The organism is Pseudomonas sp. PDM05, from assembly GCF_014851685.1.
In the GTDB taxonomy this organism is placed as follows: domain Bacteria; phylum Pseudomonadota; class Gammaproteobacteria; order Pseudomonadales; family Pseudomonadaceae; genus Aquipseudomonas.
In genome coordinates this window covers 898,977-912,245 of the sequence record NZ_JACVAC010000001.1, presented here as the reverse complement: position 1 = coordinate 912,245, position 13,269 = coordinate 898,977, and the positions used below count along the sequence as shown (strand labels likewise).

Here is a 13,269-nt window from a genome sequence, read left to right as displayed (position 1 = left end):
TTTATTTAACTTATTTTTGCAACAATCAACCGGCCAGCATCGGGTACGTAAACAAACCGAAGTGAAGCAGGTTCAAGCCAAAGTGCGTCGCTACCGCTGCGCCCAACCCGCCAAAGCGATACGCCAGGCCATAACCGGCCCCGGCGATGCTGGCCAGCAGCACCCACTGCCAGCCCGCGCCCAGGTGCACCAGGCCGAACAACAGCGAGGCCAGCAGCAGTGCGAGGTTGTCGCCGTAGGGCAGCTGTTTGAAGCGCTGGCTCAAGCCGCCCTGGATGTAGCCACGGAACAGCGCTTCTTCGACCAGCGTGACCAGCAGCAGGTTGTTCAGCACCCACAGCCACGCCTGCTCCGGCCATTTTGGCGCCCAGCTGATCATGCCCAGCAACGCCGCGCCACCCAGCGCGGCAACAGCCGTGAGGGTCAGGGCCAGTGCTGCGACGCAGATCGACAGGCGCAACGAACGACGCGCCACGATCCACGGGCAGGCCAGCAGCAGCCAGAAGCCGATCAGCGGTTTGTCCTGGTTCAGGTACATCGAGAAGGGCACTGCATCCGGGGTCAACCGCTGCGGGTCAATGCCGCGGCCGTTGTAGAAACCCGGCAACCAGTGCAGCGCCAGGCTCAAGGCCAGCACGATAAACAAACCGTGGCCCAGGTAACGTGCCCATGGCGTGCGTTGCTGGCGTACCGCGTAGCCGGCCAGCAACAACAGGGCCACCGACACCCCGGCCAGCACGCCCAATTGCCCGTAGATCAGGGCCAGGCCATAGCCAATGGAAAGAAGTGCCAGGTACAGCCAGGGCAATGCGAGCATGGGGAATCCTTGGAAAAATCTGGGCGGCATTATAGCGGCCGTCCTACAGGTGCCAGATGAAAACTCCTCCACGCCCCGGCCTTCCCCGACAACCTGTAGTGAACGGGCTTGCCCGCGCTGGGTGGCGCAGCCGCCCTAAACCCAGGCACCTCGGTGTATCAGTAAGACGCAGGCGGTTGGATTTGGGGCGGCTGCGCCCCCCAGCGCGGGCAATCCCGCTCACGACAGGTTTGGGCGGCGTAGGACTAGCCATAGCGCTCCGGCAATCAACACTGCGCCATACACATGGGCCATCGACAACGGCTCGCCCAACAACAGCGCGCCCCACAACACCCCAAATGGCGGGATCAGAAAGGTCGTGGTCATCGACTTCACCGGCCCGATGGCCGTCAGCAAGCGGAAGTACAGGACGTAGGCCAGCGCCGTACACACCAGCCCCAACCCCAGCAACGACCCCCACACCGGCCAGCCACCCCAGCTCGCGGGCGGATGGTTGATGGCGCTGTAGGCGAACAGCGGCAGCAGAAACAGGGTGGCGCCGAGCATACTGCCCAAGGCCGACAGGCGACTGTCCAGCCCGCCGCGTTGATCCAGCCAGCGCCGTGCGAGGAACCCGGCAAAGCCATAACAGGTGGTGGCCACCAGGCAGGCCAGCGCGCCCATCAACAATTCCAGGTCAAACGCCACCGGCCCCGCGCGGGTCAGTACGCCGACGCCCAGCAGGCCCAGGCTGACCCCGGCGAGTTTCGACGGCGTCAGGCGTTCACTGAAAAACAACCCGCCGATCAACACGCCCATCAACGGCGTGGTGGCGTTGAAGATTGCCGAGTAACCCGCTGGCAGCACCTGGGCCGCCACCGAATACATGGTCGCCGGGATGCCCGAGTTGATGACCCCCAGCAGCAGGACGGTCTTGAACTTGCCCTGGAAATCCCACTTCACGCGCATTACCGCGAGCATCGCCAGCAAGCCGGCGGCGGCAATCGACACGCGGAAAAACGCGGTCGGCACTGCCCCGAGTTCCGGTGCGATGATGCGCATAAACAGGAAACTCGCGCCCCAAATGGCAGCGAGCCCCAGCAGGTATACGGTGTCGACAGGTCTCACAGAACACTCCTACATCAATCAGGCGCCGAGTGTTGCACGAGCCCTGCGCGGATCACAGGACAAACCGTGTGACCAACCCATTGAGGTCCACCGCCAGGCGCGACAGTTCCTGGCTGGCGGCCGAGGTCTGGGTCGCTCCGGCGGCGGTCTGGGTGGACAGGTCGCGAATGTTAACCAGGCTGCGGTCGACTTCGCGGGCCACCAGTGCCTGCTGTTCGGCGGCGCTGGCGATCACCAGGTTGCGCTGGCTGATCTGCGAAATGGCCGCGGTGATCTTTTCCAGGGCGCTGCCGGCGCTGTTGGCCCGCTGCAAGGTCTGGCCGGCGTGCTCCGCGCTGCTGTTCAGCGCGCCGACGGTGTCCTGGGTGCCTTGCTGGATACCGTTGATCATCTGCTCGATTTCTTCGGTGGAGTCCTGGGTGCGTTGCGCCAGCGAGCGCACCTCGTCGGCGACCACTGCAAAACCACGGCCGGCCTCGCCCGCGCGGGCGGCTTCAATCGCCGCGTTGAGGGCCAGCAGGTTGGTTTGCCCGGCGATGCCACGGATCACTTCCAGCACCTTGCTGATGTCCTGGGCCTGTACCGCCAGGCCTTCGGCCTTGTTCGAGGCGCCGAGCACTTCGTCCACCAGGTTCTGGATCGAACTGATGGTTTCGCTGATCTGGTAGTGGCCGTGCTTGCTGTCTTCGTCGGACGCCTTCGACGCCTCGGCGCTGGACACCGCATTGCCCGCCACTTCGTCCACCGCCGCGCTCATCTGGGTGACGGCGGTGGCGGCCTGTTCGATTTCATCGTTCTGCGCTTGCAGGCCACGGGTGCTCTGTTCCATCACCGAGCTCATCTCTTCCGCGGCGGAGGCCAGTTGTTGCGCCGATTCGCTGATGCCTCGGATGGTGGCCTGCAACTCGGCCTGCATGCCGGCCAGGGCGCCGAGCAATTGCGCCGGTTCGTCATGGCCTTGCACAGTGATCGGCTGGCTCAAGTCTCCGGCGGCGATGGTGCGCGCCACCGTCAGTGCCTGGCTGATGGGGGCGGTGATGCTGCGTGTCAGCAGCCAGGCCAGCGCCAAGGTCGCGATCAACGCAAACACGATGATCAGGCCGACCACCCACAGCGCGCTCGAGTACGTGCGCGCGGCCGCATCCACCGCCGACTCGACGCCGCTCTGGTTAAAGGTAATCAGGCTTTCCAGGCTTTTGCCGAGGACCACGCCCTGGGGCGCCAGGCGCGTGTTGAGCAGGTCGATGGCGTCTTGTTGCTGGTCGCCGTCCACCAGCGTGACGATCTGCCCGACCAGGTTGAGGTAGCTGTTCACATTGACCTTGAGCTGCTTGAGCAACTCGCGCTCTTGATCGTTGCTGAGCAAGGTCTCGTGATGTTCCAGCAAGGTTTGCAGTTCGCTGCGCTGGCGGGTGATCAGGCTTTTGCTGTTGTCGCGAATCCGCGACTCATCAGTGGTCGCCAGGCGCAAGGTTTCCAGGCGGATGCTGGCGACGTAGGCGGCGCTGTCGTGGATATTCTCGATGCTCGGCATCCACGATTGCTCGATGATCAGCGCGCTTTCGCGCAGCTTGGCCATCTGCCCCAGGCCAAACAGGCCGACAATCACCAGCAGGCTGGCCAGAACCCCAAAACTCAGACTGGCACGCACGCCGATCCGCATATTCCTCAATGACATCTCAATGCTCCTTAGGCGATTAGAACCTGTCCCCGGGTCGGTCTTTTGACCTTGTTAGGGTGGGGAGGGGCGCGCTGTATATCAAAGTGCCACTAATGAGGTAATCAGGGTTTCCCTTACGTTGCATCGATGCGGTTACACATCACTGCGCTTGAGTGACATGCGCTGTTTTTCACGGCCAACCCGCCAAGCCACGGCGTTTCAGGCGTGCGGAAAAATCCACTGCGACGTTTTGGTGCATTTATTGACCGGCTGGTCGACTTATGAAAATTGAAAGTAAATGTACGAAGTGCACCAAGTTGTACAACCGTGCGCGAAAAAACCTCCTTCTCCTGCCTTCCTACACTGGCTAAGCTCAGGGCTTCCAGATTCCCGTAGAGGTTTCCCGCATGTCGCAACCGACGCCCGCCCTTGCCATCGCCCGCATGATCCTCGATGGCTTTGACGATTACCGCGAGCACTTCCGCCAGATCACCGATGGCGCCCGCGAGCGTTTCGAAAAGGCCCAGTGGCAGCTGGGGCAGGCGGCGTCGGCGGCGCGTATCAACCTGTATGAAGAAAAGGTCAGTGAAGTGACCACGCGCCTGCGCGCCAGCTTCAGCGAAGACGAGCTGTTGGACGTAGGCCTGTGGCCGTTGGTGAAAAACGCTTACATCGGCCTGATCGACCTGCGTTTCGACGATGAGCTGTCCGAGACCTGGTACAACTCGATTTTCTGCGGCCTGTTCAGCCACGACTTGATCAGCGACGGCTGCATGTTCATCCACACCACCCGGCCCAGCCTGCGCCGGGCGCGTGCGGCGCAAACCCGCAACTACCTGCCGGCGGGCAACATCGCCGGGATGCTTGGACAGATCTTTGCCGACTACCGCTTCAGCGAGCCTTACGCCGACCTGCCCGCCGACCTGCGCCGCCTCGAAGCGCAATTGCGCGAGAACCTGCCGGACTGGGTGTGCAAGGACCCGGACCTCAAGGTCGAGCTGTTTTCCTCGGTGCTCTACCGCAATAAAGGCGCGTACCTCGTAGGACGCATCTATACCCGCGACGAACAATGGCCGTTGGTGATCCCGCTGCTGCACCGTGAAGGGCAGGGCATCCAGATCGACGCGTTGATCACCGACGAAGCCGACGTGTCGATCATCTTTTCGTTTACCCGTTCCTACTTCATGGTCGATGTTCCGGTGCCGGCGGAATTCATCGGCTTTCTGCGGCGCATCCTGCCGGGCAAGCATATCGCCGAGCTGTACACCTCCATCGGCTTCTACAAACACGGCAAGTCGGAGTTCTACCGCGCGCTGATCAACCACCTGGCGACCACCGACGACCAGTTCATCATGGCCCCCGGCGTGCGCGGCATGGTCATGAGCGTGTTCACGCTGCCGGGCTTCAACACCGTGTTCAAGATCATCAAGGACCGCTTTTCGCCGTCGAAAAACGTCAACCGCGCCACCGTGATCGAGAAGTACCGGCTGGTCAAAAGCGTCGACCGCGTCGGGCGCATGGCCGACACCCAGGAGTTCGCCGACTTTCGCTTCCCCCTGAGCAAATTCGAGCCCGAGTGCCTGGCCGAATTGCTTGAAGTCGCCGCCGGCACCGTCGAAGTCGAAGGTGACACGGTGCTGATCCGCCACTGCTGGACCGAACGGCGCATGACCCCGCTCAATCTCTACCTCGACCACGCCAACCCCGCCCAAGTGCGCGAGGCCCTGGAAGACTATGGCCTGGCCATCAAGCAATTGGCGGCGGCGAATATTTTTCCGGGTGACATGTTGCTCAAGAATTTCGGCGTCACCCGCCACGGCCGCGTGGTGTTCTATGACTACGACGAAATCTGCTTTCTGACCGAGGCCAACTTCCGCCACATCCCCGCGCCGCGCACCCCCGAGGATGAAATGGCCTCCGAGCCCTGGTACTCCATTGGCCCGCTGGATGTGTTTCCCGAAGAATTCCCGCCGTTTCTGTTTGCCGATGCGGGCCAGCGCAAGTTGTTCAATGAATTGCACGGCGAGTTGTACAACGCCGATTATTGGAAGGGGCTGCAAGAGGCGATTCGCGCCGGTAAGGTTATTGATGTTTTCCCTTACCGACGCACCGGTCGAACGGCCGACTAAAGCCCGTCATACGCCAGGCAATGCGAAGGTGTCGATCAGGCCGGGTCTGATCGACAAGGCATTAGACGCCTTCCGCTTTTCTGTTTTCCTTGCGCACATCTTTCAGCCAAGGCTGGCCGTTGCCTAGCGCCAACAGTGAGTCCGAGTGGTTGGACGCGCGGTTTTTGTCGGTCTGGTTGGTGCCGTTTGTCTGAACATCTCTAGCTTGTTTGTAGAGATTTTTCATCTCGTTCCCCAGCTCTTTGTCTGTTTTCTTGACCTCCTGGCGGTGTTTGTACTGGGTCACTGGGTTCCTGCTGGATGGAGGGTTCTGTTCCTGGGTGATGCGTTTTTCCGTCAGGTTCAGGGCCTTGTTATAGCTTTCTTTAGGGATTGCAGACGTCGGAAACTGTTCAGGAAGCGTCGACAGGACGCTGTGCTGATGGGTGAGTGCCTGGACATTGGTTTTTTGGGTGGCACTCAATGATGAACTGGGTGTTTGGTTGAGCAGTGGTTGCGATGAGCTGGCGCTTGAATAGGTACTGGATGAGCGCTCGCGGGGTTCCGGGTTATGCCAGGAACTGTGCGATGTCGAGGTCTCAGGCGCGATGGACTGATATTTGTTGGCGTAATTGTGGTTGTTACCACTATTGCTGTAGGCATAGCTATTGGAGTCAATGGGCATAACGATTTCATGTCCTGTACGTGGTGAGAGGGCGCGTGTACGTGGCCAGTCAGCGGGAGAATCCACTCAGTGCGTTCATCCCGCGCATGGCTTGCGCGCTGGGTTGACTGCTGATTCGGCTCGCTGTCAGGTTGGTGGTTGGCGTAGATGAGGCGTGGCGGTTCGCAGGCTGCTCACTGGCGTTTTTTGTATAGCTGGGCGGGAATTCATAGGCTGGCGGTGGCAGCGAGTCAGCCGATCGAGGCTGCGCACGCATCGCGTCTGCATAAGAAGGTAGATGGGGGGTGGCAGTGGATGAGTCGATTGGCATAGGAGCTCCGTTCTGAGTCGGCGTTAATGAACAGCCAGTCAGGACTGGCCAGCTCATTGGAGCGCTTGCGTCACCCGTCACAAATCGGATTTTCGCTAGAAACGTGTGGGGGAGAGTGTTGATCCGCTGTAGTTAATTTCGCCACGGCATGAGCGAAAGTCCCGTTGCTTTTGACGGGCCGTCTTCAGAACCGTCGAAATCTGCGACAATCGCCAACTCGTCTTATCCGTCCACCGCTGTGCAGGTCATGCCTGCCCCATCCCGAAGACCTTTACCACCCAGATGACTGACCAAGCGCCCACTATCGACCAACTGCTCAAAACCCTCGACCACGCCATGCTTGCCGACCGCCACCGTTTGCGTCGGCAGTTGCTTGAGCTGCGCAAAAAGCCCGACGAGGACAAGTTGGCGCAGTGGGTCGTGCGCATGCAGGCGTCCTGTGCCCAGGTCACGGCGCGGCGCGCCAGCCTGCCGGTGATTCGTTATGACGACAGCCTGCCGATTGCGGCCAAGCGCGATGAAATCAAAGAAGCGCTGAACCAGCATCAGGTGCTGATCATTGCCGGCGAAACCGGCTCGGGCAAGACCACCCAGTTGCCGAAGATCTGCCTGGAAATCGGTCGTGGCCAGTTCGGTCTCATTGGTCACACCCAGCCCCGCCGGATCGCCGCACGCAGCGTGGCCAGCCGGGTCGCCGAAGAGTTGGCCACGCCATTGGGCGCGCTGGTCGGTTATCAGGTGCGCTTTGAAGACCAGAGCGATTCCAACACCCTGATCAAGCTGATGACCGACGGCATCCTGCTGGCAGAAACCCAGAACGACCGCTACCTCGAGCGCTACGACACGATCATCGTCGACGAAGCCCACGAACGCAGCCTTAACATCGACTTCCTGCTGGGCTACCTGAAAACCCTGCTGCCGCGCCGCCCGGACCTGAAGGTCATCATCACCTCGGCGACCATTGACCTGGAGCGTTTCTCCAAGCACTTCGACGATGCCCCGATCGTCGAAGTCTCGGGTCGCACTTTCCCGGTGGACACCTGGTATCGCCCGCTGACCCTGGAGCAGGACGAGGAGGGCAACCGCGTCGAGGATGACCTCACCGTCGACCAGGCGATCCTGGCCACCCTGGATGAAATCGCCGCCTACGAGCGCAGCGAACGGCGCAGCCCGGGCGATGTGCTGGTGTTCCTGCCGGGTGAGCGCGAGATCCGCGATGCCGCCGAAATGCTGCGCAAGGCCCAGCTCAAGCACACCGAAATCCTGCCGCTGTATGCGCGCCTGTCACCGGCCGAGCAGCAGCGGATTTTCCAGTCCCATCCAGGCCGTCGTGTGGTGCTGGCAACCAACGTCGCGGAAACCTCGCTGACCGTACCGGGCATCCGTTATGTGATCGACAGCGGCACCGCGCGCATCAGCCGCTACAGCTACCGTGCCAAGGTGCAACGCCTGCCGATCGAAGCGATTTCCCAGGCCAGCGCCAACCAGCGTAAAGGTCGTTGCGGCCGGGTCGAGCCGGGCATCTGCATCCGCTTGTACAGTGAAGAGGATTTTATCGGGCGTCCGGAATTTACCGACCCGGAAATCCTGCGTACCAACCTCGCCGCCGTGATCCTGCAGATGCTGCACCTGCGCCTCGGCGAAATCACCGACTTCCCGTTTATCGAGCCGCCGGACGGCAAGGCCATCAGCGACGGTTTCAACCTGCTGCAAGAGCTCTCGGCGGTGGACCGCAATAGCCAGCTCACGCCGTTGGGCCGCCAACTGGCGCGCCTGCCGGTGGACCCGCGCATGGGCCGCATGCTGCTGGAAGCGGCCAAGCTCGGCAGTTTGCAGGAAGTGCTGATCGTCGCCAGCGCCATGTCGATCCAGGACCCGCGCGAGCGCCCGCCGGAGCGTCAACAGGCCGCCGACCAGGCCCACGCCCAGTGGAAAGATGCGGATTCGGACTTCGCCGGGTTGGTCAATCTGTGGCGCGGTTTTGAAGAGCAGCGCCAGGCACTCACCGCCAGCCCTTTGCGTAACTGGTGCCGCAAGAACTTCCTCAACTACCTGCGCCTGCGCGAATGGCGCGATTCCCACCGCCAGCTCAGCCTGATCTGTCGCGACATGCAGCTGACGATCAATAAAGAGCCGGCGGATTTCCCCAAACTGCACAAGGCGGTGCTGTCCGGCCTGCTCAGCCAGATCGGCCAGAAAACCGAAGACGGCGATTACCTCGGTGCGCGCCAGCGGCGCTTCTGGATTCACCCGTCATCGGGCATCGGCAAGAAGCGCCCGCAATGGCTGATGACCGCCGAATTGGTGGAAACCACCAAGCTGTATGCGCGCATGGTTGCCAAGATCGATGCCGACTGGATCGAGCCGCTGGCCGGGCACCTGATCAAGAAGAACCACTTCGAACCGCATTGGGAGAAAAAGCGCGGCCAGGTGGTGGCGTTCGAGCAGATCACCCTGTTCGGGCTGATCGTGGTCGGGCGCCGGCCGGTGCATTACGGGCCGATTGACCCGGTGGTGTCCCGTGAGTTGTTTATCCGCGAAGGCTTGGTGCGTGGCGAGATCCAGTCGCGGGCCAAGTGCCTGACCGCCAACCAGCAACTGCTGGAACAGCTCGATGAGCTGGAAGCCAAGGCGCGCCGTCGTGACATCCTCGCCGACGAGGAAACGCTGTATGCCTTCTACGATGCGCGCTTGCCGGCAGAGATCCACCAGACTGCGACGTTTGACAGCTGGTACAAGATCCACAGCCAGAAAGACCCGCAGCTGTTGATCATGCGCGAAGAAGACGTGCTGGCCCGCGAGGCCAGTGAGGTCACCGCCGCGCATTACCCGGACACCCTGCACCTGGGCGACCTGGCCCTGGCCTTGAGTTACCACTTCGAACCCAACCACCCCCGCGACGGCGTAACCCTGCGCGTGCCCGCGCCGCTGTTGCCGGCGTTGCCGCCGGAACGCCTGGAATGGCTGGTGCCGGGGCTGATCGAGGCCAAATGCATCGCCCTGGTGCGCAACCTGCCAAAGGCGCTGCGCAAGAACTTCGTGCCGGTGCCGGACTTCGTCAAGGCGGCGCTGCAACGCATCGAATTCGGCCAGGGCTCGCTGCCCCAGGCGCTCGGCCGTGAGTTGCTGCGCATGACCGGTGCCCGCGTCAGCGATGAAGCCTGGGCCGAGGCGGCGCAGCAGGTGGACAACCATCTGAAGATGAACCTGGAAGTGGTCGATGGCCAAGGCAAGTTCCTCGGCGAAGGCCGCGACCTGGCCGAGCTGACCGCACGCTTCGCCGAAGCCAGCCAGGCCGCGCTGGCGGTGCCGCAAACCGCGAAAAGCCAACAGCCGGTAGAGGCCAAGGTGTTCGCGGCGGTGGCGCAGAAGACCCAGCAAAAGATCGCCGGCCTGTCGATGACGGTTTATCCGGCGCTGGTGGAAGAAAACGGTACGGTCAAGGAAGGGCGTTTTTCCACGGCCGCCGAAGCTGAATTCCAACATCGCCGCGCCTTGCAGCGTTTGCTGATGCAGCAACTGGCGGAACCGGCCAAATTCCTGCGCGGCAAATTGCCCGGCCTGACTGAGTTGGGGTTGATGTACCGCGAACTGGGGCGTATCGATGCACTGGTGGAAGACATCCTGCTGGCCAGCCTCGACACCTGCGTGCTCGAAGGCGAAACCAGCCTGCCGCGTGACGGCGCGGGTTTGGCCGCCTTGGCCGAGCGCAAGCGCGGCAGTTGGACCGAGCATGCCGAACGCCTGGCACGCTTGACCCTGGAGGTTCTGAAGCTCTGGCACGCACTGCAAAAACGTTTCAAAGGCAAGATCGACCTGGCTCAGGCCGTGGCCCTGAATGACATCAAGCAGCAACTGGGCAACCTGGTGTATCCCGGTTTTGTACGGGAAACCCCGGCGCGGTGGTTCAAGGAACTGCCACGCTATCTCAAGGCCATCGAGCTGCGCCTGGAGAAACTGCCGAGCCAGGTACAGAAGGATCGGGTCTGGAGTGGCGAGTTGGCCGGTTTGTGGGCGCAGTACGAGAATCGCCTGAAAAAACACGCCCAGGAAGGCAAGCGCGATCCTCAACTGGAGCTCTACCGCTGGTGGTTGGAAGAGTACCGGGTGTCGTTGTTTGGCCAGCAGTTGGGCACCAAGGTGCCGATTTCCGACAAGCGCCTGAGCAAGCAATGGAGCCAGGTAGAGCCCTGAAAGCCAACACAACCCCCCCTATGGGAGCATTCCAAGGGAAAACGGTGTTTGTGCGCAGATAGCGCCAAACTCCGAGGGTTGTGGCAAACTTCGCGCCTATAAATGCCGGGATCGTCGTTACAGGCTGGCGGTTGCAGCCACGGCGCGATGGAATAAAGCGATGCCAGTTTGATGTCCGCTGGGCGGATTCGGACTACTTACAGTTTGGTACGAAGGTACCAACATTCCCTGCCTGACAGATTTAGAGGAACGACCGTGCATAACGTCGTCATCAGCGGCACTGGCCTGTACACCCCGGCCAACAGCATCTCCAACGAAGAGCTGGTGCAGTCTTTCAATACCTACGTCCAGCACTTCAACACCGACAACGCCGCCGCCATCGAGCGCGGTGAAGTTCAGGCGCTGACCGAGTCCAGTGCAGCCTTCATCGAAAAAGCCTCGGGCATCAAGAGCCGTTTCGTGATGGACAAGGAAGGCATTCTCGACCCGCAGCGCATGACCCCGCGCCTGCCCGAGCGCAGTAACGACGAATGGTCGGTGCTCTGCCAGATGGCCATCGGCGCCGCCGAACAAGCCCTGCAGCGTGCTGGCAAGACTGCCGCTGACATCGACGGCGTAATCGTCGCCTGTTCCAACCTGCAACGCGCCTATCCGGCCATTGCCATTGAAGTCCAGGAAGCCCTGGGTATCGAAGGTTTCGGCTTTGACATGAACGTGGCGTGCTCCTCGGCCACGTTCGGCATCCAGAACGCTGCCAACAGCATCCAACTGGGCCAGGCCCGGGCGATCCTGATGGTCAACCCGGAAGTCTGCACCGGTCACTTGAATTTCCGTGACCGCGACAGCCACTTCATCTTTGGTGATGCGGCCACCGCCGTCGTCCTCGAACGTGCCGACCTGGCGACCTCCGAGCACCAGTTCGACGTGGTCAGCACCAAGCTGCTGACCAAGTTCTCCAATAACATCCGCAACAACTTCGGCTTCCTCAACCGCGCGGCGGAAGAGGGCATCGGCGCGCCCGACAAACTGTTCGTGCAGGAAGGCCGCAAGGTCTTCCGTGATGTGTGCCCGATGGTGGCCGAGCTGATTGGTGTGCACCTGGCGGAAAACCAGTTGAACGTCGCCGATGTGAAGCGTTTCTGGCTGCATCAGGCCAACCTGAGCATGAACCACCTGATCGTGAAGAAACTGCTGGGCCGCGAAGCCACGGTGGAAGAAGCGCCGGTGATCCTCGACACCTACGCCAATACCAGTTCGGCGGGTTCGGTGATTGCGTTCCATACTTACCAGGACGATTTGCCCAAGGGCTCCGTGGCGGTGCTCAGCTCGTTTGGCGCAGGCTACTCGATCGGCAGCGTGATCCTGCGTAAACGCTGATCGGTGGGGTGTGCGCGGTCAATGGGTGGGAGCTGGCTTCCACAGTGATCGCATGTTCAAAGTGAAATTGAGGTAGCCCATGGCAGCAGCCGACGACGCGGATCTGCTTGAACGCCTGCTCAAGGGTGAGCAGCGGGCCTACAAGGAATTGGTCAGCACCTACCAGAGCGCCATGCGCGCGGTGGCCTATGCGATCGTCGGCCAGCGCCATGCCGATGAAATCGTGCAGGACGCCTGGCTGTCGGTGGTCCGCAACCTGTCCAGGTTCGAAGGGCGCTCCAGCCTCAAGACCTGGCTGTTGACCATCACCGCCAACGCCGCCAAGGGACGCTACAAGCAGAACCGCCGTGAAGTGCTACTCGACGACCTGCCGTCACCCCATGGCACCATCGGCGATGACCGCTTCACCCCGGACGATGGCCACTGGGCCGTCGCCCCCTATGCCTGGCACCAGGACACCCCGGAAGCCTTGCTCACCGAAGGCGAACTGCGCGACTGCCTGGAGCACACCTTGTCGAGCCTGTCGGAGTTGCAGAGCAGCGTGCTGGTACTGCGTGAGCGCCAGGGCCTGGAGTTGGAAGAGATCTGTAATCTTCTGACGCTCTCACTCTCCAATGTCCGTGTGCTGCTGCATCGGGCACGGCTTAAAGTCTTCGCCACGGTGGAGCATTTTGAGGAAACGGGCGAATGCTGACCTGTAAAGAACAAGTGGCGCGGTCCAGTGACTATCTTGATGGGCAATTGACCTTTCGCGAGCGCCTGCTGGTGCGTCATCACTTGATGTTCTGCCCGAACTGCCGACGGTTTATCCGCCAGATGCGTTTGATGCAGGCTACGCTGAAGCTGCTGCCGCAAGAGCCGGTAGGGGATGTGGATGCCTTGGCGCAGCAATTGGCTGCCGAACGGCTCAAGGATCAGAAAGGCGGGGAGTAGGCAGGCTCGCGTGGCGGGAGCGGACGGATGATGGGGACCGATCCGACCACGAGAGACTGTTGCAGCCACCTTGGGCCG

9 protein-coding genes are annotated in these 13,269 nt (G+C 61.5%); 5 read left to right on the top strand and 4 right to left on the bottom strand.

Features of this window, described 5'->3' with window-relative positions; translation table 11 throughout:
• Positions 1–25 precede the first annotated feature (25 nt).
• From IB241_RS04280 to IB241_RS04270, 3 genes are all read right to left on the bottom strand, one after another.
• A complete protein-coding gene (locus IB241_RS04280; protein WP_192297110.1) occupies positions 26–817 on the bottom strand; it encodes a CPBP family intramembrane glutamic endopeptidase in 792 nt (263 codons plus the stop codon).
• A 219-nt stretch (positions 818–1,036) separates the two neighbouring features.
• Positions 1,037–1,924 (bottom strand): DMT family transporter, encoded by an 888-nt coding sequence (locus IB241_RS04275; RefSeq protein ID WP_192297109.1) that lies wholly within the window; start codon positions 1,922–1,924, stop codon positions 1,037–1,039.
• 52 nt (positions 1,925–1,976) lie between these two features.
• Positions 1,977–3,587, bottom strand: coding sequence for a methyl-accepting chemotaxis protein (locus tag IB241_RS04270; protein WP_412547861.1), 1,611 nt, complete (start codon positions 3,585–3,587; stop codon positions 1,977–1,979).
• 404 nt (positions 3,588–3,991) lie between these two features.
• On the opposite strand from IB241_RS04270, the gene aceK reads away from it, so the two are divergent.
• The gene (aceK, locus tag IB241_RS04265) at positions 3,992–5,713 is read left to right on the top strand and encodes a bifunctional isocitrate dehydrogenase kinase/phosphatase (RefSeq protein ID WP_192297107.1); all 1,722 of its coding nucleotides are present in this window, start codon (positions 3,992–3,994) and stop codon (positions 5,711–5,713) included.
• 61 nt (positions 5,714–5,774) lie between these two features.
• On the opposite strand, the gene IB241_RS04260 is transcribed toward aceK, so the two are convergent.
• Positions 5,775–6,377, bottom strand: a complete 603-nt coding sequence (locus tag IB241_RS04260) for a hypothetical protein (protein WP_192297106.1) — start codon at positions 6,375–6,377, stop codon at positions 5,775–5,777.
• A 592-nt stretch (positions 6,378–6,969) separates the two neighbouring features.
• Between IB241_RS04260 and hrpA the strand changes: the two genes are divergently transcribed.
• From hrpA to IB241_RS04240, 4 genes are all read left to right on the top strand, one after another.
• The gene (gene hrpA / locus IB241_RS04255; RefSeq protein ID WP_192297105.1) at positions 6,970–10,881 is read left to right on the top strand and encodes an ATP-dependent RNA helicase HrpA; all 3,912 of its coding nucleotides are present in this window, start codon (positions 6,970–6,972) and stop codon (positions 10,879–10,881) included.
• 255 nt (positions 10,882–11,136) lie between these two features.
• Positions 11,137–12,258, top strand: coding sequence for a beta-ketoacyl-ACP synthase III (locus tag IB241_RS04250; protein ID WP_192297104.1), 1,122 nt, complete (start codon positions 11,137–11,139; stop codon positions 12,256–12,258).
• Positions 12,259–12,337: 79 nt separating this feature from the next.
• Complete coding sequence (locus IB241_RS04245) at positions 12,338–12,952, top strand: RNA polymerase sigma factor (protein ID WP_192297103.1); 615 nt, start codon at positions 12,338–12,340, stop codon at positions 12,950–12,952.
• Entirely contained in the window at positions 12,946–13,191 is a 246-nt protein-coding gene (locus IB241_RS04240; RefSeq protein ID WP_192297102.1) for an anti-sigma factor family protein, read from the top strand. The genes IB241_RS04245 and IB241_RS04240 overlap by 7 nt, the downstream gene beginning before the upstream one ends.
• The last annotated feature ends 78 nt before the right edge of the window (positions 13,192–13,269 follow it).

Bases quoted from the DNA above. Each gene is read 5' to 3' on its own strand.
- aceK (WP_192297107.1), top strand. From the start codon at position 3,992: ATGTCGCAACCGACGCCCGCCCTTGCCATCGCCCGCATGATCCTCGAT.
- IB241_RS04245 (WP_192297103.1), top strand. From the start codon at position 12,338: ATGGCAGCAGCCGACGACGCGGATCTGCTTGAACGCCTGCTCAAGGGT.
- IB241_RS04240 (WP_192297102.1), top strand. From the start codon at position 12,946: ATGCTGACCTGTAAAGAACAAGTGGCGCGGTCCAGTGACTATCTTGAT.
- IB241_RS04270 (WP_412547861.1), bottom strand. From the start codon at position 3,587: ATGCGGATCGGCGTGCGTGCCAGTCTGAGTTTTGGGGTTCTGGCCAGC.
- IB241_RS04260 (WP_192297106.1), bottom strand. From the start codon at position 6,377: ATGCCCATTGACTCCAATAGCTATGCCTACAGCAATAGTGGTAACAAC.
- hrpA (WP_192297105.1), top strand. From the start codon at position 6,970: ATGACTGACCAAGCGCCCACTATCGACCAACTGCTCAAAACCCTCGAC.
- IB241_RS04280 (WP_192297110.1), bottom strand. From the start codon at position 817: ATGCTCGCATTGCCCTGGCTGTACCTGGCACTTCTTTCCATTGGCTAT.